We start from the raw sequence: 20,059 nt of genomic DNA on the forward strand, positions 1-20,059 counted from the left end.
TAGCGCACTTGTCTGGGGGTGCGGATTTCCTGATCCGATAATTCATCCTATTTCATATGCTTAGAGCCACCTGTTGAACTTCCAGTGGAAGTTTCAGTGGTGATCGCCGCAGCGCTCATGGCATCCATCCGGCGCTTGGCGTCAGCCGCCGTCACATGGGCATAGCGCATGGTGGTTTCGATGCTCGAATGGCCGAGGATCAGTTGCAGCGCGCGCATGTCGCCGGTGGCACGCAGGAAGCGGGTGGCGAAGGTGTGGCGCAGATCGTGGAAGCGAAAACCTATCACCTTGGCCTTCTTGCAGACCCTGGCGAAGTGGCTGTTGAGCGCTTCCTCCTCGACGGGCGCGACGTCTCCGCGCCTGTGGTTGGCGGAGCTCCTGCGGATGACGTGGGTGAACACCCGCGCGTGGGCTCGGGGCAGCGGCCAGAGCAGGGCGCGCAGCGCGGCCGAGAGCGGCACATGCCGGGTCTTGTCGCCCTTGCCGGTGATGACGATGTACTCGCCGTGCCAGTCTATGTGGCGCCATTCGAGATCCAGGCACTCGGCCATGCGGCAGCCCGACAGCAGCGAAAAGCGCGCGAGCTCACGGTAGCCCGGTGCGAGCGCATCGAACAGCGTCGTCTCCTCGTCGGCGGTGAGTTCGCGGATCACTTCCTGCGGCTCCCTGAGCATGTGGTTTTTCCAGGTGATGCGCGGGACCGGCTCATCCCAGAGATCGCGGGCGCGGGTCATGACCGCTCGCAGCCTTGCCGTCGCGGTGCGGTTCACGGTGGCCGGCGCCACCTTGTCGGCCCGGCGGCTCGCCACCATGGCAGCCACATCCTGATTGGTGATCGATGCCAGCAGACGGGTCTTGCCGAAGTGACGTTCGAGCCAGGCGAGGTCGGTGAGGGTGCTGTCGGCATTGGCGTGGTGCTGGCCGGTTTCAAGCCAGTAGCGCGACACGGCAGCGCCGATCGTCAATCCGAGGGCCGATTGGCCTGCCTGTTTTCTGGCCTGCGCGCGGGCGTCTTCCTTGAGCCTGGCTTCTGTCCGTTCCGCTTCGCGCTTCGACGTTGCGCCAGTATTTCCTGAATATCGGTGACCCCTGACCGTGAAGTCGTAGGACCATGTGTCTTGTCCCGGCCGTTTCCAGATCGACATTTGCGCTCTCCCACATAGGCCTCGATGTCGGCCAGATCGAATCTGCGCCTCGGCCGCTTGTCGCCGGCGCCCACCTCGACGAACGGCAGATCTCCGCGAGCAACAATCGCGTTGAGCGTGTCGATCGATACGGCAAGAAAGGCGGCCGCGGCGCGAGGTGTCAAGAGCGGGGTCATCAGGGCTTCACCCTCCTGATGGCATTGCCGCTGGTGACCATGGTGTAGCCGTCCTCGAAGCGCACGCAGATCGAGTTCATCTTGCCGCGCGCGGTGACAGTGCAGACCTGGCCTTTGCGGCCCTGCCGGTTCCAGCGGTAGATGTAGCGTTGCGGGGCAGGCTTGGTCATGGCGCCACCTCCGGCATGGCGTTGTGCTCGACACCGTCGAGGAGGCGGCCGGCACGCTTCGTGCCGACTTTGCGCATGACGTGAAAGCGCTCGCCGTGGAATCCGCATCCTCCTTCCAGGTTAAGCCACTTGGACTTTCCGCGGTCGACGTAGTCGTTTGTATAGTCGAGGCGCCAGTCGGGGTCGTCATGATCGCGATCAAGCGCAATCTCCCAGTCTCCCCACTGCTTGAAGAAGAACGGCACGTCGGCGGCGGCGCACTGATCACGGATGGCGCGGGCCCAGTCCGGATGCATCGGCCTCGCGCCCTTGCCGGATTCGCCGCCGACGATGACCCAGTCGAGACAATTGCGACCAATGTGGTTGTTCTTCCAGATCGCGCTGATGCCGTAAATACTGTTTGCCCGAAGCGTCCCGAGATGATCGAGATTTGTCATATCCACCGGCCCCAGCAGCGGTTCTGCCGAGATAAACCGGACAGTCGCCGGCGTTGCCAGAAGATCTGGGATGCGCTCGTCGGAGCGGGCCTGGTCCTCGACGGAGACGCCGAGCCAGACGTTGGGCAGGGGCCATCGCGTTGCGCCCGCGATCGCCTGCGAATGCCTGTCATTCCAATCGCCGTTCCACCTGATCCCGGCTGCAGCCAGTTCGCGATCCACTCCCTCCTGCAAAACCCGCAGCTGAGTTGCCTCGTCGCCCAGATACTCCCGCATCCGCGCGGACCGCTTGGTCAGCACCTGGAATGTGTGCTGCGGGCAGAGCGCCATGATGGCGAATATCCGGTCGATCACCTCGTCGGGCACGTTCTCGTGAAACAGGTCGGACATTGAGTTGACGAAGAACATGGTCGGCTTCTTCGTGCGCAGCGGCTTGAGGAATGCGGTGTCGGCGGCGATGCCGATCTTTCCGGTCCAGACATAGCCACCTTTCGAGGGTTGCACCGTGCCGTGGTACTGCGGCGTGGCCGGGTTCTGCGACAGCCTGGGCGCTGCCCGGCGCATGGCGTAGCAATTGGTGCAGCCGGGGCTGACGATGGTACAGCCGGTGATCGGGTTCCATGTGTCTTCGGTCCACTGGATCTTGGAAGCCATCTTCAAACCCTCATCGGCATCAGAACGAATGTCAGGGCGATCTCGTCGTCCTCGGCGTGCACCGGTTCGAAGCGGGCGGGGTCGCCGCCGGAGCCGAGGTGCACGGTGGCCGCGCCCGCGATGTGCGCCAGCATGTCGGCCAGGTATTTGGCGTTGAAGCCGATGGTCACGTCCTCGCCGTCGTCAGCGGTCACGTCCACCGTGTCCTGGCCTTCGCCGGCGTCCGGATTGGAAACGGTGAGATCGACGCTGGCCTGGCCCCAGACCATCTTCACCGCCCGTCCGCGCTCGCTCGAGATGATCGAGACGCGCTCGGTGGCGGCCAGCATCGCCGCCACGTTGAAGCGCCAGCTGTTCGGGGTGCGCTCTTCGGTAGGAATCACCCGCACATAGTCGGGGAAGGTGCCGTCGATCAGCTTGGAGGCGATGCGCACCGCGCCAAGCTCGAAACAGATCCGGTTCTCGCTGACGCTGACGGCGAGCGTGGCCTGTTTGTCAGCAGCCGCCAGCGCCTTGGCCAGCAGGCCGACCGTCTTGCGGGGGATGATGACACCGGGCATGCCGGCAGCGCCCGCCGGGCCGGACCAGGTGGCGCGGGCCAGCCGGTGGCCGTCGGTCGCCACCGCGACCAGCCGATCGTCCAGGCAATGCAGGTAGACGCCATTGAGATAGTAGCGGGTTTCCTCGGTCGAGATTGCGAAGCCGACGGCCGCCAGCTGGGCGGCGAACTTCGCCGCGGGGATCTCGAACCGGGCGGCTGGCTCGGTCTTCTCCTCAAGCCGCGGCCAGTCCTCGCCGGGCAGGGTCTGCAGCATGAAGCGCGAGCGGCCGCAGGTCAGCGCCATCTGGCCGTTGCTCCCGGCCTTTAGCGTCACCTCGGCCTTGGCCGGCAGCTTGCGCAGGATGTCGTGCAGCAGGGCTGCCGGGAGGGTGATGCCCTGTTCGGGCATGCCCGAGTGATCGATCACCGCTGTCACCGATGTCATCACGTCAAGGTCGGTGCCGGAGACGCGCAAGCCGCCGTCGGGGCCCGCGTCAAACAGCAGGTTCGCGAGCACCGGAATCGTGTTCTTGCGCTCCACCGGCGCCAGCGCGGTCTCGACCGTTGACAGCAAAGCCTCGCGCGGCGCGGTGAGGGAGAATTGGGTGGTCATCGGGGGATATCTCCAGTTGATGGACAGCCGGCGACCATTTCGGCATTGAACGCAGTGACGATCTTTACGGCCGCGCTGCCAACCCACTCGGGATCGTAGAGCGCGATCAAAGCGAGGATGAAGATCGCAAAGCCTGTGCTGTCGTTCATGGCGGATCGTGCCTTTCTTGTGGTCACCCGGCGCGCGGCTTGGGAGATCGCGCGCCGGGCAGGGTGAGCGAGATCAAGCGGGCTCGGGCTTGCCGATGAAGCCGGGCAGGCCGGTCTGGCTCATGGCGTCCTCGTAGTCCTCGGTCACCCGTTCGGTCACCGCCACGTCGGGCCGGTAGATCTGATAGAACCAGATGGTCGAGCCTTCGCGGATGCGGTAGCGCAGCCGCACCGGCACGCGCTGGGTCTCGCCCATGTGGAACAGCGGGATGGAAAGCATGAACAGCCCCGGCACCTTGAGGCTCTTGCCGTCGGCGCCCTGGTGCGCCTCGTCCCAGACAATCTGGCCTTCGCCCGATTGCAGCACCACGTTGGACGCCACTTTTGATTCCACCCGCACCGCTAGGCCGCGCGACAGCGCCACCAGTTCCGAGGGCGTGGCGATCTTGGTCGCAAACTTCGCCTCGTAATCGGTCACCTCGAGCGCTTCGGGCGAGGACAGGTCGGCAATGTTGTCCTCGATGAACTGGGCAAAGTCGGCCTGGGCCATCGGCTTGCCGTTGGTCGACACCCAGGTCTTCCACTGCTCGGAGAGCGGGAAGGCGTAGTGCACGCGGTGCTTGAGCCACTGCGCGTCGGTGCCCTCGACGGCGTGATAATCGATGACGGCGGTTAGCGCCGGCGCCTTCCAGTCGGTGTTGGCGAAGATCGCGCTGTCGGCGGTCTTGTGCCGGTTGGTGAGGTCGATGAAGGAGGTGAGCGTGTCGACCTGCGCCGTGCCAGTCTTGCGCTCGGGGTGCAACCGCCATTCTTCGGCCAGCCGCTTCAGGCTGTCGAACTCAGGGCTCTCGCCGTACAGCCTGGCGATCGGCACGCTTTCGGGCAGACCCCTGGCGGCAATCTTGAGTTCAATGATGTCGACGCCTGCGGCTTCGCGCGCCAGTTTGGCGATTGCCGCAACTTGATCCGGCTGGCTTGCCGGTTCACCGGCGATTGAATCGGTTTTGACCATTTTCGTTTTCCTTTGAAGGGTGGGAGGGTTAGACGGCAGGTTCGGCGGTGCGCGCGGCGGTGTCGCGCGGACCCTTGAACATGTCGTGCTGGTTGGGATGCTCGGTCGAAAGCGTGCCTTCCTCGGTGATCCAGTAGAAGGTCCGGGCGCGCGGGCGCTTCGGCGTCTTCGACTTTATCTCGGAGGAAATCGTCACCGCGCCATTTTCGGCCGACAGGATGATCTTGAGATCGACCTCGCCCTTGAACGTCTTCTTCACGTCCTCGGTCGACATCGTGTGCAGCTCGCGCAGCACGGTGGAGAGTTCGTGGCTGACGGAGCGGTTGAGTTCACCGCCCTCCAGCGCGCCGAGCAGGATGGAGGCATCACGGATGTGCATGGCTGGGTTCCTTTCGGGGGTTAGATGTCGACGCCGAGGGTGCGGAGGTTTTCGTCCGCCTGGGCGATTTGGTCAGTCAGCGAGTCGGTCACGCTCTCGTTGACCAGCTGCTGCAGCGTGGGCGGCATGCGGATCTCGATCGCGTCCGTCCCGATGCCGAGCACCAGGCGCGGGCTCGTTTCCTTGAGCCGCGCCAGTACGGCCAGGTTTTTCTCGCGGGTCGCGGCAAGTTCGCGGATGGTTTCGATGTCGTCGAGCTTCATGGGATCCTCACGAGTTGAGCGCCACATGGGCGGCATGGATGGCGCGCTGCTCATGCAGCCGGTCTTCGCCGATAAAGCGGAATGCCGCGTCGATGAAGCGCTCCTCGGCCTTCATCGCCGCCCAGGGGCGGATGGCGCCCTTGAGCTTGAGCGGCTCGCGGTTGGCGACGAGCAGCTGCTGCGCGCGGGCAGATGGACCGAACAGCGCCAGCATTTCGGCGTTGCACATGCGGCGGTCGTAATCGTCGATGGCGCCCTGTTGGTGGGCGCTGGGAATTCCGAGCGCCGCTGCTTGCCAGCCGGCCTCGCGCCATTTGGTCTTGATCCATCTCCAGTGCCAGCGAACTCCGCTCCCGCTGCCGTGCCCGCCAGACTGTTCGGCGTGCTCCTCAAGAAGCCGCTGCGCCGGGGTCACCTTGTCGCCGAGTAAGTATTCCTCGCCGTCATGCAGCAGGAACCAGGCGGCAAGCCATGTGTCGCCGGTCTCGTTGAAGATCGCATCTGCGCCCATCACCGAGTGCTGTGCGACCGAGTAGGCTATGCCGGGGTTGGAGCCGTTGAAGCGGGCGATCTTCGAAAGTGCATTGGCCATCGCGAAGAAATCAATCTCGGCCGGATCGGGAGCGGCCAGATCCCGCACTGTGCCATCGGGACGGAACGACCAGACGGGAGCAGGGGCGAGGCGGACGAGGGCGTTCATGCTGCGTCCCCCTGCCGCTGCTCGGGGTTCTGGCTGCGCAGGTAGCCAGTCACCACCTCGTCGGAATATCCGGCGCGGGTGAGGTCGGCCATGTCGGCATAGCCGCGGGCGGCCCGCGCCTCGTCGATCAGCGTGCGCATGTCGGCAAGCATCGCCGCCCAGAGCCGGGGCGCGATCTGCGCGAAGCGATCGAGCATCCGGGCCAGCTGGCAGGTGTCCTCGCGCGCCAGCCGCTTCGCGTCATCCGAACCGCCCGCAAGCGTTTCGGCAAAGGACCGGGCGTTGACCTCGTCGCTGGCGACGGGAATGAAGGTGCGAGTGAGATCGGTCATGGTCACGCTCCCGCCGCGATGGCGATCAGGCCGCAGCCGATGGCGAAGGCAATGACGGCCACAAGGCTCGCCAACACCGGGGCGTCGATGCCGCGGGCGGCGCGGGCGCGTTCCTCGGTCAGGCGGGCACCGTCGATGATTGTCAGGGAGGCGGGCGTCATTGGCCTTCTCCCGTCCTGTCGTGCTCGATCGCCTTGCCTGCGTCGACCGTGCGCCAGTCGGGCCAGGTCCGGCCCTCGTTGCGCGCCTGCTTCTCGAGAACGAGATGGCACGCCATTCTCGCTACCGCTTCCGGATCCCGGCGTCCGGCGGCTGCTATCCCGCCGTGGCTGGTCGCACCAAAAGCCAGTTCGCGTGTCAGCCCGTCCAAGCCGAGGATGACGACATCCACCCATTCGCGCGCCGAGCCGCCGCTTGCGGCGACCTCCTCGAGTTCCTTGCGGATGTGGTCAACCACACCTTCGGTGCGTGTGCCGTGCCCGAACGTGGCATGGCTGAAGGCCATCTGCCGCAAGAGGTGCTGCTTCAGGTCGAGGGTCATGACAGCCTCCGGATCGATGTGCGACGAGCCTTTGCTACGGCATCAGGCGCAAGCCGCCTGATTGCGGCCTCCGACCATCCGCGTTCGGTCAGCGTTTCGGTGCTGACCGTCTGGCCGGCAAAGGCCATCTCGCGCATCTGGTCGGCCATGCGATCGATTAGAGCCGTGCGGCAGGATGGGGAGGGAGTGGCAGTGTCTGCCGGGGAAGCCTGGTAGCGGATCATGGGGGTCTCCGAATGTCGGCTGACCCAGAAGGGCGCGCCGAGGAAAGGACGCCAGCTGTAGCGTCTTGCGGAGAAGGATATGCGGAAAATGTTCCGTGTCAACAGAAAATACGGAAATGCTTCCGCTTTGCCAAAGTGCTGCGTTTAAGGTTGAATTGTCGATGTCATAAATGGTTGGGTTGCGCGTGAGACGGCAAAGGGAGTCCGATGGAAATTGTTCTTTTCTGGTTTGTGTGTGCGGTAGCGGCCGGTGTCGTTGCCGCGTCCAAGGGGCGAAGCGGGCTTGGCTGGTTTTTCCTCAGCCTGCTGCTGTTCGGCATTCTGGGGCTGCTGATCGTGGGGTTGATGCCGTCCTTGAAAAAGCCCGAGCCTGCCCGCGCCGATGTCGATACACGCGAACGTGTACCGTGCCCATCGTGTCGGGAATTGATAGTCAAGGGGGCGGAGGTGTGCCGTTTCTGCGGAGCGGCCCAGCAAGTGGCCGACGTTGCTGCGCCAAAAGCAGCGGCCGGACGCGTGACCTGTGTGAACTGTGGGCGCAACTACCCGGCCGGGCAAAAGGTTTGCGGATGTGGCATGACGCTCCGGTAATCGCAACTGCGATTCAGACGCCGAACAGCTCGTTGACCGTGAGGACCTTGTGGATGGCGGCGACGCGGTCCTGCCGGATCGATATCTCCGAATCGGGAGGATTGTGCTTGGAGAGTAGGATGACGCCGCCGCCGCGCCGGCGAAGCACGCCGATGGATGCGGTGATAGTCGTCATGTCGCCATTGGTTTCCTGCACGATGACCACATCGCCCGGGCGCGGAGGCTTGTGCGGGTTCACATAAACCAGGTCTCCCGGAAAATACCGCGGTTCCATCGAAGTTCCTTCGATGTAGAGCGCGTAGATGTCGCGGGCTCCCGCGAGGGCCGGCGGGCGCCGCACGCGGTCGATCACGCCGCCCTGCAACTGGAATGCGCCGGACAACAGGCTTCCCGCCGCGGTTCCCATCACCGGCACATCGGCCGGCATGCTATCTCGTGACGGCGGTTCTGGCGCGGAGGCGGGCCGCAGGGCCTGTAGTGGTTGCGCCTCCGGGTTGTCATTGCCGGTCAGCAGCCATTGCTCGGTCACGCCCAGCACCGTGGCAAGCTTGGACAGTGTTCGCGCTCCTGGCATGGCGGCCGGGTTTTTTAGAAGCTTTGGCAGCGTCTCGCGACTGAGGCCCGCCTTTTCGCTGGCACCGCTCGGCGATAGGCCGAGGGCTGCAAGGCGCTCGCGTGCGCGGTCCTGAAGGGTTTTGGTCATGTGCGGAATATTAGCCGCGTTGAGGGTCGTAATCATTCTGAAACATTTCCGTTGACAATGCGGAAAATGATCCGCATTTTACGCGCATGAACACGCTTCGAGAACAGTTTATTCGAACATTTGACGCCTTCGTTGACGCCACCGGCGTGGGGGAAGGAACGCTGTCCGACCGGTTGCTCAATGGCGGCGGGCGGATGAAGCGCATCCGCGCGGGCTCCGATATTGCCACTGGCACTTTCGAGCGCGTGATGCGCTGGCTGTCCGACAACTGGCCCGACGGCGCAGAATGGCCCGAGGGGGTCGACCGGCCGAAAACCGCCGAGGATCGAGCCGCCGAGGCTGCGCCTGCAATTCCGGAGGCCGCCGAATGAGCGGCCCCCATCAGTTTCAACGCAGGGTGGGAAAGCGGTCACTGCGCCGTTCGCCTGCGGCTCACCATACCCAGGATGTCGCCGGTTCGAATCCGGCCCCTGCAACCACATCCCATAAAGGATCGTCAATGACCCGATCAGTGCTTTCCCGTCTTGTCCGTTTCGCCAAGAATACGTGGCTCCAGACGATTGAGCTGTTTGAGCGCCAGGGTAGAGAAAACCTGTTTTCTCGCATCGTCCCCCGTCGGTGCCGACAGCCTTTCCCGAATGTCCGCAAGCAAGCCGGCCCGAACGGCAAGCGCATCTTCGTACTCGGAGCTGACCAGATGTGTCAGATTGATGGTGAGTTGTTCGAGTACCGCCATCTGGGCGATGAGGAAGCTCAGGGTCTCGTCGTTGGGGTTGGTCATGATGTCTCTCCGGTTGATGTGATGCGAGGATATCAACGCTACGCCATGGAACAAGGCGCGCTGCCGTTTTGGCCTGGCGCGCGGGGTTGCGGAATGCTGTCGCCATGATTGTGGTCATCGGATTGGCCCTCGTTACTGATTCTTTGATCTGACCAGTTTTGAACGCTTCCCACCACGGGAAAGAGAACCGGGTATTCCCGGAACGGGAAAGGTGTGTCCAATGCTCAAGAATGCATGGTTTTACCGGATCAAGGCGGCGCAGCGCGATCTGATCGCGCTGTCGGGCGGCATCGAACGCGCAGCCGAGATCACCTCGATCTCCAAAAGCCATGTCGGGCGCTGGAACAATGCCCAGGACACCGACCTGATGCCGCTCAACGCTGTGCTGATGCTGGAAGAGCATTGCGGCGTCGCCGTGGTCACCAGCGTGATGGCGGAGCTCAACGGGCGCCGTCTTGCCGACGAGACCGAGGCCACCCGGCAGAACGCCGATGTTCTCTCCGCTTATGCCGAAGCGGTGCGCCATGCCGGCGAGGTCATGAGCGCCGGCGCCATTGCGCTGGCCGACGGCAAGGTGACGCCCGCCGAGGCGCTCACCGTCGATCGGGCAGTCTCGGTGCTCGAGCGCGGGCTTTCGGATTTGCGCCAGACGCTCGCCCATGTCCGGGCCGGCGATCTGAAGATCGTCGGCGGGGAGGGCAAGTGATGGCGCGGCTTGTTTCCAGAGGTTGTTGCGGACGGGACGGAGACCATCTGTCCGCGACAAAAGGCGACGGAGGGGGCGGCGTAGGACTTCTCCGTCGCCGTCCAGGGTCGGCACACGTGTTTGCCGGTCACGCGATCCCATCGTTCCGCACCGTCGGTCGCCATTTGGCGCTTGACGATGTCGCCGCCATGGATGCGGTGGAGGGCCGGTCAGGTTTTGCCCGCGCATCTGAGGCGAGGTTCGGCAAATGATCGTGCCCGTCAATCAAAGCCAGCCCAGCGCCCTGCGTCCGGTCACAGTTCCCGCTGCCATGGAAAAGCCGGTGCTGCGCGGCGATCGCCCGCATCTGGGCTGGGTGGAAATCTCGAAACTCCGGATCGACGACCGCTACCAGCGACCGCTGCAGCGGCACAACTGGGAGGCCATCGGTCGCATTGCCAAATCCTTCGACTGGAGCCTGTTCACGGTCGTCGACGTCGCACCGATCGGTGATCAGCTGTTCTCGGTGATCGACGGGCAGCACCGGGTGCACGCGGCGGCGATGGTGGGCATCGACAAGGTTCCTGTGCGCATCGTCGCGCAGCCGCTCGAGGGCCAGGCCCGCGCCTTCATGGGCATCAATGGCAATGTGACGGCCATCTCGACCTTTCACGTGCTGCGCGCCAGCCTGACCGCGGGCGAGGCCTGGGCGATCGAGGCCGACCGGACGATCACCCGCGCCGGATGCCGGCTGATGACCTCCAATCGCGCCACCCATGAGCGCAAGCCCGGCGAAGTCTATGCCGTGCAATGGGTGCGTGGTCTTGCCGAGCGTGACAACGCTGCCGATACATGGGCGCTATGGCGGCTTGAGATTGCACTGGCGAGCCTCAAGCAGAGCGTAGAGGGCGGGGCTGACGCCGGGCTCTGGACTCATGTGATGCTGCGCGCCTGGTATGGCGCGGTTGAAGGCCTTGACGATTATCTCGATGCGCCCGGCGCCGCGGGGGCGCTCGCCCGGTTTCTTGACCGGGAAGGGCTCGTGCGGCTGCTGGCCCGGGCCGAGGACCGCTACCGGCAGGCCAAGCGCGACGGCAAGCCATCGGCTGCGGTCTACCGCCTGTTGATGGGAGACTTTCAGGACCGGCTTGACCAGGTGTTTCCGGACCGGTCGGCTTTCACGCGGGCCGGGGAGGAGGCTCAATGATCCCGCTGCCGCCCGGTCCTTTCAATGTCATCTACGCCGACCCGCCCTGGCGGTTCGAGCCGTGGTCACATCGTGGTGAGGATCGCGGCGCGGTGCAGCACTATGACTGCATGGATCTCGACACCATTGCGGCGCTGCCGGTAGCTGACATCGCCGCCGAGAATGCTGCGTTGTTCATGTGGGTGGTGCAGCCGATGCTCCCCGAGGCTCTGAAGCTGATCGAGGCTTGGGGCTTCACCTACAAGACCGTGGCCTTCGCCTGGTTCAAGATCAAGGGAGACCCTGCGCAGCGGTTTCTGTTTGCGGACTCCGGCTCGGTGCGCAAGGGACTCGGCTACCACACCCGGTCCGGGATGGAGCAATGCTGGCTCGCCACGCGTGGCAAGGGCTACGAGCGGTTGACCCGGGGCGAGGCACAGGCCCACCTCGAAGGTATTCGCGAGCATTCCCGCAAACCCGATCATTTTGCCGATGCTATCACGCGGCTGACTGGCGATGTCCCCAAGCTGGAAATGTTCGCACGGACCAAGCGTCCCGGCTGGAGCGTTTGGGGAAACCAGGTCAACAGGTTCGGGGAGGTAGCTTGATGCGCCAGAGCATGTCCCGCGCCGTGATGCATAGAGATCACTTAGCCAATCTCTCCAACCTTCTTGTAGGCATGCCCCTCGAAATAGAAAAGCCCGCCAGCCAGCCGCTGAAACCAAGGAATTACGAGCCGATCGGTATTTCTGTCGAAGGTTTCAAGCGCGTCAAGTGCATCATTGTATGCCTTGGCATCGATGGCGCGCAGCACCGGGGGTTCATCAGCGGCAATTCTAGCAAGTTCGCCCCGCCAGCTAGCGAGATCGTGTTCATCGCATACGTGTTTCTCTTCGATCTCCGCGAGAAGGCGGTAGTAATCACGTTGCAGCATTTGGTGGGTTCTGGCTTTGCCGCCAGGGTCGAAAACGAGCTGGATGGCGCCAACCACTGCGACAGCTATCGATGGGTAGATCATTTCAATGCCGAAGCGCTGAAGAACATCGCTTGCAGCCGTAGTGCCCAAGACGATGACGAGAAAGCTGAAGCACCTGGCCCAGAACTCAAAGGCTCGACGGCGCGCCGTGTGATAGAGCGCGTTGCGGACCGTGTTGAACCTCAGATTTTCTCGATCATAGTCCATTGTGTCACCTATTTCTTGGCGGGCGCTGGAGCTGGAGGCTTTGGCGCGGGGGCTGACGGCTGTCTTGGGCCAGGACCGGAATCCGGTTTGCCTCCCCAGCCTGACGGTTGTCGCGGTCCCAGGCTACGGATTTCGACATTCTCGGGGCGTGTGGACCCCCCAAATGATCTCGTCGTTTTCATTCCAATCGTCTCCATGTGGTTTGTGCATATGGCGATGAAGGCGTCAGCATGCGGTCGTGCGCGTGCTGACGCCAACTTGTACCAGTTCTGCGGGAGGTTGTCATGAATGAGTGGCAAGCCACCACCCGCCTCGCCATCATCACCAACCACCCGGCGCGAGCGGTTTTGGCCGTGCTTGGCGTCGAGGCGGCGCCCTCATGGTGCCGGATGGTGACCCGCATCGACGAGGTGAGATGTCTGCCCTCCGGCGCCAAGGTCATCGGGTGCTGGTTCGAGCCGCGCAAGTTCCGCTCGGCGCTCGAGTGGGCCTTCATCGAGCGGCGGGGGCTTGGCGATCTCGTCGGCCTGTCGGCTGAGGATCTGGAAAAACTCGCCGAATGGGCCGCGCGGCACCACGCGCAGTCCGGGCTTGATTCCAGCCTCGCAGCCGCGGTCGGCGGCATGGTGATCAGCGAACGGAGGATCTCATGAGCATCCATCTTCACGTCGGCAGTCCGACCAGGGGGTTCCCTTCGGCGATCAAGCAGTTGGGTATCGTGGCGCTGTGGCAGGCGGGGTTCGATCACGACGAGATCGGTGCGCAAGTGTCGCTGCATCCCTCGCGGGTCGCGAAAGTGCTCGACCTGGTACGGGAGAAGACCGGCGCACTGCGCCCGGCACATCCGGAGGCAATCCGATGACGGCTGGCCTTGGCAGTTCCTGGTTCATTGGACCGTTTCCGCACATCGCTCGGCGGATTCCCGGAGGGCCGTTCGGCAGTCCTTCGGCCATCGCACCGCATTTCGACGCGCTGGAGCCTGCGGAACAGGCCTCGGCCGTCAACCTGATGCTGGAGCGCGGCGACGATATCGGAGAGATAGCGGACTGGCTCGGCCTGTCGCGGGCGGCAGTCGAGGCCATCAGTGTCCGGCGCTGCCGGCCCATCAACCCCCGCGGCGAGAGCGATGACGTCAAGCGCATGCCCGGGTCGGGGCCGAAACGCCGTGCGTTTTCATGTGCCGCAGTCGACCGTGCGCTCGATGAAACGCTGTTGGCGATCGATGCGCTGCGCGCGAGAGCAGGCGGCGGACGCCAAGCCGCGTTTGACCTGACGCTCGAGGAGGTCTGCCAGGCGTGCGGCTTTGGGCTGGAGACAGCGCGGCGGCGGTTCAAGGAGCTTGAAAGCCGCAAATGGGTGCGCCGCAAACTGCGTCCAGGCCTGCCGGCGCGGGTGACGATCACGCTCGCGGGGCGCTGCAGGCTCGATGCGTTGGCAGGCAATAAGGGGAGGGCAAAGCCGTGATGGCTCGGGTCCACCACGAGCCCCGGCCGCTCTACATCATCGCGCCGGATCTGTGGCAGTGCCGCAGAACCGCGCTGGCCCACGGGCTGGACCCGGAATCTCTCGGGGCGGTTCGTTGCATCACCTCGGCCTACCAGTTGCGTGGCACCCGGCCCGGCACGCCCTTCATCACGCATCAACGCGATGCTTGGGTGCGCGCCATGCCCGGTGTCTATGATCTCGACCAGACCATCGACCTGCTCACCCGCACCGGCCGCCTGCGCGTGGCCGGAGACGACGACATCGCCGCCGCGCGCGGGGAGAAGCAGGAGGCAAGAGCTTGATGGCTTCCTTGCGTGTTCTCGTCGGATGTGAGTTCACCGGTACGGTCCGCGATGCGTTTCTGGCGCGGGGCCATGACGCATGGTCGTGCGACCTGCTGCCGGACGAACAGCGCTCAAACCGGCATATCCAGGGCGATGTGCGCGATATTCTGGCGGATGGCTGGGATCTTTTGGTCGTGGCGCACCCGCCGTGCACGCGGCTGTGTCGGTCGGGCCGGCGCTGGCTGTCCGGGCCGGGTAATATGACGCCGCCGAAGAAGCTGCCGAAGGGGCGGACATGGCAAAGCATGAAAGACGAGTTCGAGGCTGGGCTCGATCTGTTCATTGCCTGCTGGCGCGCGCCAGTCGACCGCGTGGCGATCGAGAATCCGGAGATGCACGATCTGGCCCGCGTGCGGCTGCCGGGAGATGTGCCAAGACCGGCCATCGTTCATCCGTTCTGGTTCGGTCACCCGGAATACAAGGCAACCGGCTGGTATCTGCGCGGGCTGTCTGCCCTGACCGAAACCCGACGGCTTCCCGAGCCGGAGAAAGGCAGCGAAGAGTGGAAGGCCTGGAACCGAGTCTGGCGCATGTCGCCGGGCAAGGATGGCGGCAAGAACCGGGGCAAGGAGCGCAGCCGGTTTTTCCCGCCCATGGCCGATGCGATGGCAGACCAATGGGGCCGCGAGGCCTTGCGCCAGGTGTCGAGGGCTGCCGCATGAGCGAGATCATCGATCTGTTCGTCACCCGCGCCCGCGATGTCTCGATCGCCGAGGCGGCGCCGCGGCTAGGGCTCGCTCTCAAGGGTTCCGGCGCCGAGCAGGCGATGCCGTGCCCGCAGTGCGGCGGCAAGGACCGGTTCGCGCTCAACACCGCAAAGAACAAGTGGAACTGCCGTGGCGGCTCGACCGGCGGCAATGACGCGATCGGCATGGCCGCGCACATTCTCGGCCTCGATGTCGGCCGGCGTCCCGAGTTCCTCGAGGCTTGCGGCGCGGTGCTGGGCGAAGCGGTGCCCGATGAGGCCGAACCGGTGAGCGAGGAACGGCGCGCGGAGATCCGCGCCGAGGCAGAGGTGCGGGCGGGACAGGCGGCGCGGGATGCGGCAGCGCGCCAAAGCGAGGCTAATGACTTCCGGGACAGGGAGTTGGCCAGGTGTCGCGGAATATATGAAGCTGCAGATCTGGGGAGCCGGCTCTTGGGCATGCGCTATCTGCATGCCCGCTCAGGCCTGCCGATAGAGGCGGGCGCTCACGCCTGCCGCGCCATCCGGCTTGAGCCGAAACTCTCCTACTGGCACGGCAAGGACGAGCGCGGCTACGCCCGTGATATCTGGTGCGGTCCGGCTTTGGTGCTGCCCTTCGTTGATGGCGGCGGCGAGCTGATCGGCATCCACCAGACATGGATCGATCTCGACAACGGTCCGAAATACAGGCCAGCGCTCTACGGCTTGAGCAAGACCGGCGCGGATGCCGGGCGCGAAGACCGGGCAGGGCCGCCGACCGCGCACTGGCCGTCACCCGCCGATCTGAAAGCCGGGTTCTATGAACCGCTCGCCACCAAGAAGATGCGCGGCTCGAAAAAGGGCGGGCTGTTGCCGCTGGCGGGCGACATGAGTGCCACGCGCTGGGTGGTGGGTGAGGGGGTGGAGAACGTGATCGCCTGGTTCGGCGCGGAATTGAATGAAGACCAGGATCTGGCCCTCTCCACCTTCTATGCCGCAGCCGGCGATATCGGCAACCTGGCGGGCCCGTCCGCGCGCACCGGCCGCTTCGCCCACCCGACAGAGACGAAAATCAACGCGAAGGGGACCGCAAGGCCGGTGATGGTGCCGAGCCCGGAGCCCGACCTCGAGCGGCTTTCGGAGGGCTTTCCGCTTGGGGCTTATGTGCGCGAACTCATGTTCCTTGGTGACGGCGATTCCGAGCCGGTCTGGACCGCAGCCCACATGGCCCGCGCCGAGGAGCGCGCCCGCGCGATCGCGTCCGGCATCGAGGTAACAACAGCCTGGCCGCCCCACGGTCATGACTGGGCCGAGGTGATTGCAATGGCACTGCGTGGCGAGGCGGCATGAACAAACACGTCAAGATCCCCGCTGCCGTGCAGGCCATGCTCGATGCCATGGGGCATGAACCGCGAGCCGAAAACCCGGACCCTTCATCGAAGCCGGAGCCCGCAACCGCTGCCGGAGCACCCCAGCTGCCCGAGCCGGATGCGCCGGAACTGACCGCCGAGGAAATGCTGGCCGAATGCGCGGGCGAGCCCGAAACCGACATCGGCAACGGCCGTCGGCTCCTGATCCGCTACGGCAGCCGCATCCTGCACGTTGCCCGCGTCGGCTGGCACGGCTTCGACGGAAAGCACTGGAAAGAGGACGAGGACGGCTCGGTGGTGCGTCCCCTGGCGCAGAAGACGGCCGAGTTCATCGATGACGAGGCCATGGCGATGTCTGCCACAGAGGAGGAGGCCATCCTCATCGAGGCCGGCCAGACCGCGCGCAAGGAGCGGATCAAGATGGGCCGGCCCGCCAAGGACTGGCCGGCCGACAAGTCGCAGCGCTGGCTCGAACTCGAGGAAACCGAGGAGGCGGGCGAATCCGCGTTGAAAACCGTCAAGGGCCGGCGCTCGGCGCGTCACCGTTTCGCCAAATCCTCCGCCGGCACGTCGAAGATCAACAACCTGCTGACCGAGGCAGCGCCGCACGTGGCCCGCATGGTCAACGACATGAACACCGATCTCTTCGCCTTCAACTGCACAAACGGCACGCTCCGCTTCGTGCGCGTCGAGGATGAGGAAAGCGACCCGGACGACCCGCGCTGGCGCTGGGAGGCACGGCTCGATCAGCACCGGGCGGGCGACTATATTTCCAAGCTCGGGCAGGTGGAGTATCGCCCGGACGCGAAAGCGCCGGAGTTCCACAAATTCTTCCAGACCGTGCAGCCGGATCCCGCGGTGCGGCTCTTCCTGCAGCGCTTCTTCGGCTACAGCCTGCTTGGCCTAACCAAGGAACAGTGCCTGCTGTTCTTCTATGGCGCGGGGCGCAACGGCAAGTCGACCTTCATCGACCTGATGACCGAGATCCTAGGCAATTACGCCGTCACGCTGTCGGTCGACAGTTTTGCGGGCGAGGGCCGGCGCTCGGGGGCTGAGGCGACGCCTGACCTTGCCCGCCTGCCCGGTGCTCGGCTGGTGGCGGCAAGCGAGCCCGAAAGCGGCGTGCACCTGAAGGAATCGCTGATCAAGACGCTGACCGGCGGCGAGCGCATTCCCGTGCGCCGCCTGCAGCAGGAGTTCATAGAAGTGATCCCGCAGTTCAAGATCGTCATGGTCGGCAACCACAAGCCGGTGATCCGCGACACCTCAGACGGCATCTGGCGGCGCGTGCTGCTGGTGCCGTGGGAGATCCAGATCGCATCCGACCAGGTTGACCGCCGATTGCCGGAAAAGCTGCGCGCGGAGGCCGACGGCGTGTTCGCCTGGCTGGTGCGCGGCGCGCTCGACTATCTGACGCTCGGCCTTGGCGTGCCCGACAAGGTGACGGCCGCCACCAGCGAGTACCGCGAGGACAGCGACCCGATCGGGGCCTTCATACGGGCTGGCTGCATCGTCACCGGTCATGAACACGATTATTCGACGCCCGACGACATCTGTGTCGGCTACGCCAACTGGGCGGCGCGCGAAGGCCAGCCGGAATTCCGGAAATCGACCCTGATGCGCCGTTTCCCGGACTATGCCCGCAAGCAATGGGAGGGGCCGGACGGCATGATGCATGGCTTCCGCAAGCACAAGTCCTCGACCACCCGCTACACCGGCATCAAGGTGCGCGACGAATATCTGCGGGTGCGTGGCGAAGGCGGACCGGACGGCGGCGGGGGCTATGGCGACCAGTGAGCCCGGTTTACCCGCACCCTCCACGCGCGCGTGCTGCTTTCATCCGGGCCCATTCCCTCGCCGCCCGGGACGATAGAGGGCAGCGGGGGAGGCTGGCGAAGATTCTGGGAGCTTGCCTCCCGTCTAAAGGGTTTGGGAAATCAATGATTTATGCGGCTAGGGAGGCTAGGGAGGATATTTGCGGCGCGCGCGTGTGCGCACGTTCTTTCAAGGGGTGTAGCCCATGACAGAAAACACGGTGAAGCCTTGTATGCGTACGTCCTCTTTATCCTCCCTAGCCTCCCTTACGTCCCTGTCTTCTTCTTCAACATCAACAATATCAACAGGATGGCCGAAGGCCAGCAAAGGGGATCAGGGAAGCAAGCAGCCAAAAACGGGAGGCAAGGGGCAAAAAATGGGAAGCAAGCACTCGAAACAGGAAATCAAGCCATGAAACAGATCCCGATCGTTCAATTGCTGGAATGGGCCTATCGGCACGAGCTGCCCAAGGCCGAGCGCGTCGGCGGCGGTATGGGCGCGTCGGCGCCATCGTCCTGGGGCATGGTCTACAATCTCGGCATCCTCGGCACGGTGATCGATGCGCCAATCAACGGCTATGGCGTCGTTGCCATCGGCATGGATGAGGGCGACCCGCATCCTGATGCCTTGAAAGTCGCTGAAGCGGTAGGGCGTCTTGCAACTGCCCGGATCTCGATCGGCAATGAATGGTCGCCGTTTCCAGAGTGGGCCGATGCCGATGGTCTGGTGGCCGAAACTGTCAACCGCATCCGCCCGCGGCTGGCCTCGCTGTCCGGCAAGGAAATCCAGGCCATGCTGATCGCCCGCGCCGTGCTGGGCCAAAAACCTGACTGGCGTGGTGAGGAGCCGGGCCGGGCGATGATGATGCGTGGCGGAACGCCTGGCTGGTTCATGAAGGAAATCGGCAAGGATGCCTATGGAAACAGGACCGAACGCGAGGTAGATGGCTTCAACCCTCGCAGTCGGCGGCCGCGCCCTGGCGCCTATCGCAAGTTCCGGCTTTCGACCGATGTATCCGGCCTTGCGATCGACCGGTTTCGCCGGACCGTGTGGGCTCTGGCTGTGCGCCATGTGGCGCAAGAGGTCGCCGCTCGGCTTTCAAGCCATGAACTGACCGCCGAAGTGCCTACGCTGGCGCCTTGGGCAGCTGTCGCAGGGTTGGTGAGCCGACAGGACCCCTCTCACGCTGTGTCGCTTTTTCTTTGACATGCGACCGAAAGTTGACAATGGTCATCTCACCCTGAAAAGGACAACTCGAACCCGCTGGCGACCCCGGCGGGTTTTTTCGTGGGAGAATGCGACTTGGCAGGCGCGGGACTTCATATCGATGCCAGCGACTTCCGCGCGCTCGGTGCGGCGATGCACCGGTTGCCGGCTGACCTGAAGGCCAAGGCCTTTCGCTCGGCCGTGAACCATACCGGCAAGAAAGCGCGGACCCAGATCGCTCGGCTTGCCGCAAAGTACTCGGGATTGCCGTACCGTTTCACCCGCAATGCAGCGCAGATGCGGCTGACCAGCGACGATGTGGAGATCAAGCTGCGGTCGAAGTGGATCTCGCTGGCCCAACTTGGACCGCGACAGACACGCAAGGGTGTGAGCGTTCGCGGGCGCGGCTCTTATGCGGGAGCGTTCATCGCACACTCGAAGATTTCCGGTGCCAACGCCGTCCTGGTCCGCAAGGGCAAGCGCCGAACACCGGTTCGCGAGCTTTACGCCGCCAACCCTGCCCACGCCATGGGCGCCGACCGGCACGGCGAGTTCCAGCGGATGGCCGAGGAGATCATGGACCGCGACTTCGCCGCCCGGCTTCTCCACGAAGTCGACCGCCGTCTCTCAAGGCTGGCGTCCGGCTAATCCGCTCCGATGAGTGTGTGACACAAGAATAAAACCGTGGTCGGGCTTTCCGGAAAAAAGGG

The 20,059-nt window shown here is 64.4% G+C and carries 30 protein-coding genes and 1 tRNA gene; 15 read left to right on the top strand and 16 right to left on the bottom strand.

Annotated elements, in window-relative coordinates; genetic code table 11:
- Window positions 1–47 precede the first annotated feature (47 nt).
- The 13 genes from GTW23_RS17925 to GTW23_RS17985 all read right to left on the bottom strand — a co-directional run bounded on the left by GTW23_RS17925 (window position 48) and on the right by GTW23_RS17985 (window position 7,336).
- Entirely contained in the window at window positions 48–1,145 is a 1,098-nt protein-coding gene (locus GTW23_RS17925) for a tyrosine-type recombinase/integrase (RefSeq protein WP_252916774.1), read from the bottom strand.
- Between the two features lie 175 nt (window positions 1,146–1,320).
- Window positions 1,321–1,491, bottom strand: coding sequence for a hypothetical protein (locus GTW23_RS17930; protein ID WP_252916775.1), 171 nt, complete (start codon window positions 1,489–1,491; stop codon window positions 1,321–1,323).
- Complete coding sequence (locus tag GTW23_RS17935) at window positions 1,488–2,582, bottom strand: DUF5131 family protein (protein WP_324288453.1); 1,095 nt, start codon at window positions 2,580–2,582, stop codon at window positions 1,488–1,490. Before GTW23_RS17935 ends, GTW23_RS17930 begins: the two co-directional genes overlap by 4 nt.
- 2 nt (window positions 2,583–2,584) lie before the next feature.
- Window positions 2,585–3,736: a DNA polymerase III subunit beta gene (dnaN, locus tag GTW23_RS17940; RefSeq protein ID WP_252916777.1), complete on the bottom strand. Its 1,152-nt coding sequence runs from the start codon at window positions 3,734–3,736 to the stop codon at window positions 2,585–2,587.
- Window positions 3,733–3,885, bottom strand: a complete 153-nt coding sequence (locus tag GTW23_RS17945; protein ID WP_252916778.1) for a hypothetical protein — start codon at window positions 3,883–3,885, stop codon at window positions 3,733–3,735. Before GTW23_RS17945 ends, dnaN begins: the two co-directional genes overlap by 4 nt.
- Before the next feature lie 73 nt (window positions 3,886–3,958).
- Entirely contained in the window at window positions 3,959–4,897 is a 939-nt protein-coding gene (locus GTW23_RS17950) for a DUF2303 family protein (RefSeq protein ID WP_252916779.1), read from the bottom strand.
- A gap of 28 nt (window positions 4,898–4,925) precedes the next feature.
- On the bottom strand, window positions 4,926–5,276 hold the full coding sequence (locus GTW23_RS17955) for a hypothetical protein (protein WP_252916780.1): 351 nt from the start codon (window positions 5,274–5,276) through the stop codon (window positions 4,926–4,928).
- Window positions 5,277–5,296: 20 nt separating this feature from the next.
- Window positions 5,297–5,539, bottom strand: a complete 243-nt coding sequence (locus GTW23_RS17960; protein WP_252916781.1) for a hypothetical protein — start codon at window positions 5,537–5,539, stop codon at window positions 5,297–5,299.
- 7 nt (window positions 5,540–5,546) lie between these two features.
- A complete protein-coding gene (locus GTW23_RS17965; protein WP_252916782.1) occupies window positions 5,547–6,239 on the bottom strand; it encodes a hypothetical protein in 693 nt (230 codons plus the stop codon).
- Window positions 6,236–6,571: a hypothetical protein gene (locus tag GTW23_RS17970; RefSeq protein ID WP_252916783.1), complete on the bottom strand. Its 336-nt coding sequence runs from the start codon at window positions 6,569–6,571 to the stop codon at window positions 6,236–6,238. Before GTW23_RS17970 ends, GTW23_RS17965 begins: the two co-directional genes overlap by 4 nt.
- Window positions 6,572–6,573: 2 nt before the next feature.
- Window positions 6,574–6,732, bottom strand: a complete 159-nt coding sequence (locus GTW23_RS17975; RefSeq protein WP_252916784.1) for a hypothetical protein — start codon at window positions 6,730–6,732, stop codon at window positions 6,574–6,576.
- Window positions 6,729–7,112, bottom strand: a complete 384-nt coding sequence (locus GTW23_RS17980; protein WP_252916785.1) for a dATP/dGTP pyrophosphohydrolase domain-containing protein — start codon at window positions 7,110–7,112, stop codon at window positions 6,729–6,731. Before GTW23_RS17980 ends, GTW23_RS17975 begins: the two co-directional genes overlap by 4 nt.
- Window positions 7,109–7,336 (bottom strand): hypothetical protein, encoded by a 228-nt coding sequence (locus tag GTW23_RS17985; protein WP_252916786.1) that lies wholly within the window; start codon window positions 7,334–7,336, stop codon window positions 7,109–7,111. The genes GTW23_RS17980 and GTW23_RS17985 overlap by 4 nt, the downstream gene beginning before the upstream one ends.
- A 207-nt stretch (window positions 7,337–7,543) precedes the next feature.
- On the opposite strand from GTW23_RS17985, the gene GTW23_RS17990 reads away from it, so the two are divergent.
- The gene (locus GTW23_RS17990) at window positions 7,544–7,927 is read left to right on the top strand and encodes a hypothetical protein (protein WP_252916787.1); all 384 of its coding nucleotides are present in this window, start codon (window positions 7,544–7,546) and stop codon (window positions 7,925–7,927) included.
- Between the two features lie 13 nt (window positions 7,928–7,940).
- Here GTW23_RS17990 and GTW23_RS17995 read toward each other — a convergent pair whose 3' ends face one another.
- Window positions 7,941–8,630 carry a S24 family peptidase gene (locus GTW23_RS17995; RefSeq protein WP_252916788.1) on the bottom strand — a complete coding sequence of 230 codons (690 nt, stop codon included), beginning with the start codon at window positions 8,628–8,630 and terminating at the stop codon, window positions 7,941–7,943.
- Window positions 8,631–8,716: 86 nt separating this feature from the next.
- Here GTW23_RS17995 and GTW23_RS18000 point away from each other — a divergent pair, with 86 nt between their 5' ends.
- Window positions 8,717–9,001, top strand: coding sequence for a hypothetical protein (locus tag GTW23_RS18000; protein ID WP_252916789.1), 285 nt, complete (start codon window positions 8,717–8,719; stop codon window positions 8,999–9,001).
- A gap of 20 nt (window positions 9,002–9,021) precedes the next feature.
- Window positions 9,022–9,109, top strand: a tRNA-OTHER gene (locus tag GTW23_RS18005).
- 29 nt (window positions 9,110–9,138) lie between these two features.
- On the opposite strand, the gene GTW23_RS18010 is transcribed toward GTW23_RS18005, so the two are convergent.
- The gene (locus GTW23_RS18010; protein ID WP_252916790.1) at window positions 9,139–9,411 is read right to left on the bottom strand and encodes a hypothetical protein; all 273 of its coding nucleotides are present in this window, start codon (window positions 9,409–9,411) and stop codon (window positions 9,139–9,141) included.
- A 220-nt stretch (window positions 9,412–9,631) separates the two neighbouring features.
- On the opposite strand from GTW23_RS18010, the gene GTW23_RS18015 reads away from it, so the two are divergent.
- From GTW23_RS18015 to GTW23_RS18025, 3 genes are all read left to right on the top strand, one after another.
- Complete coding sequence (locus GTW23_RS18015; protein WP_252916791.1) at window positions 9,632–10,117, top strand: phage regulatory CII family protein; 486 nt, start codon at window positions 9,632–9,634, stop codon at window positions 10,115–10,117.
- 247 nt (window positions 10,118–10,364) lie between these two features.
- The gene (locus GTW23_RS18020; protein WP_252916792.1) at window positions 10,365–11,303 is read left to right on the top strand and encodes a ParB N-terminal domain-containing protein; all 939 of its coding nucleotides are present in this window, start codon (window positions 10,365–10,367) and stop codon (window positions 11,301–11,303) included.
- Window positions 11,300–11,890: an MT-A70 family methyltransferase gene (locus GTW23_RS18025; protein WP_252916793.1), complete on the top strand. Its 591-nt coding sequence runs from the start codon at window positions 11,300–11,302 to the stop codon at window positions 11,888–11,890. The genes GTW23_RS18020 and GTW23_RS18025 overlap by 4 nt, the downstream gene beginning before the upstream one ends.
- A 41-nt stretch (window positions 11,891–11,931) precedes the next feature.
- Here the strand turns inward: GTW23_RS18025 and GTW23_RS18030 are convergent, their stop codons facing one another.
- A complete protein-coding gene (locus GTW23_RS18030) occupies window positions 11,932–12,465 on the bottom strand; it encodes a hypothetical protein (protein ID WP_252916794.1) in 534 nt (177 codons plus the stop codon).
- A gap of 284 nt (window positions 12,466–12,749) precedes the next feature.
- On the opposite strand from GTW23_RS18030, the gene GTW23_RS18035 reads away from it, so the two are divergent.
- From GTW23_RS18035 to GTW23_RS18075, 9 genes are all read left to right on the top strand, one after another.
- Complete coding sequence (locus tag GTW23_RS18035) at window positions 12,750–13,118, top strand: hypothetical protein (RefSeq protein WP_252916795.1); 369 nt, start codon at window positions 12,750–12,752, stop codon at window positions 13,116–13,118.
- Window positions 13,115–13,327 carry a hypothetical protein gene (locus GTW23_RS18040; protein WP_252916796.1) on the top strand — a complete coding sequence of 71 codons (213 nt, stop codon included), beginning with the start codon at window positions 13,115–13,117 and terminating at the stop codon, window positions 13,325–13,327. The genes GTW23_RS18035 and GTW23_RS18040 overlap by 4 nt, the downstream gene beginning before the upstream one ends.
- Window positions 13,324–13,929, top strand: coding sequence for a hypothetical protein (locus GTW23_RS18045; protein WP_252916797.1), 606 nt, complete (start codon window positions 13,324–13,326; stop codon window positions 13,927–13,929). The genes GTW23_RS18040 and GTW23_RS18045 overlap by 4 nt, the downstream gene beginning before the upstream one ends.
- Window positions 13,929–14,252 (top strand): hypothetical protein, encoded by a 324-nt coding sequence (locus tag GTW23_RS18050; protein ID WP_252916798.1) that lies wholly within the window; start codon window positions 13,929–13,931, stop codon window positions 14,250–14,252. The genes GTW23_RS18045 and GTW23_RS18050 overlap by 1 nt, the downstream gene beginning before the upstream one ends.
- Window positions 14,252–14,956, top strand: a complete 705-nt coding sequence (locus GTW23_RS18055; RefSeq protein ID WP_252916799.1) for a hypothetical protein — start codon at window positions 14,252–14,254, stop codon at window positions 14,954–14,956. Before GTW23_RS18050 ends, GTW23_RS18055 begins: the two co-directional genes overlap by 1 nt.
- Entirely contained in the window at window positions 14,953–16,308 is a 1,356-nt protein-coding gene (locus tag GTW23_RS18060; protein ID WP_252916800.1) for a DUF7146 domain-containing protein, read from the top strand. The genes GTW23_RS18055 and GTW23_RS18060 overlap by 4 nt, the downstream gene beginning before the upstream one ends.
- On the top strand, window positions 16,305–18,125 hold the full coding sequence (locus GTW23_RS18065; RefSeq protein ID WP_252916801.1) for a phage/plasmid primase, P4 family: 1,821 nt from the start codon (window positions 16,305–16,307) through the stop codon (window positions 18,123–18,125). The genes GTW23_RS18060 and GTW23_RS18065 overlap by 4 nt, the downstream gene beginning before the upstream one ends.
- 246 nt (window positions 18,126–18,371) lie before the next feature.
- Window positions 18,372–19,349, top strand: coding sequence for a hypothetical protein (locus GTW23_RS18070; RefSeq protein WP_252916802.1), 978 nt, complete (start codon window positions 18,372–18,374; stop codon window positions 19,347–19,349).
- A 96-nt stretch (window positions 19,350–19,445) separates the two neighbouring features.
- The gene (locus GTW23_RS18075) at window positions 19,446–19,997 is read left to right on the top strand and encodes a phage tail protein (RefSeq protein WP_252916803.1); all 552 of its coding nucleotides are present in this window, start codon (window positions 19,446–19,448) and stop codon (window positions 19,995–19,997) included.
- Window positions 19,998–20,059 lie beyond the last annotated feature (62 nt).

Source organism: Parahoeflea alexandrii, from assembly GCF_024105735.1.
GTDB lineage: Bacteria > Pseudomonadota > Alphaproteobacteria > Rhizobiales > Rhizobiaceae > Hoeflea > Hoeflea alexandrii.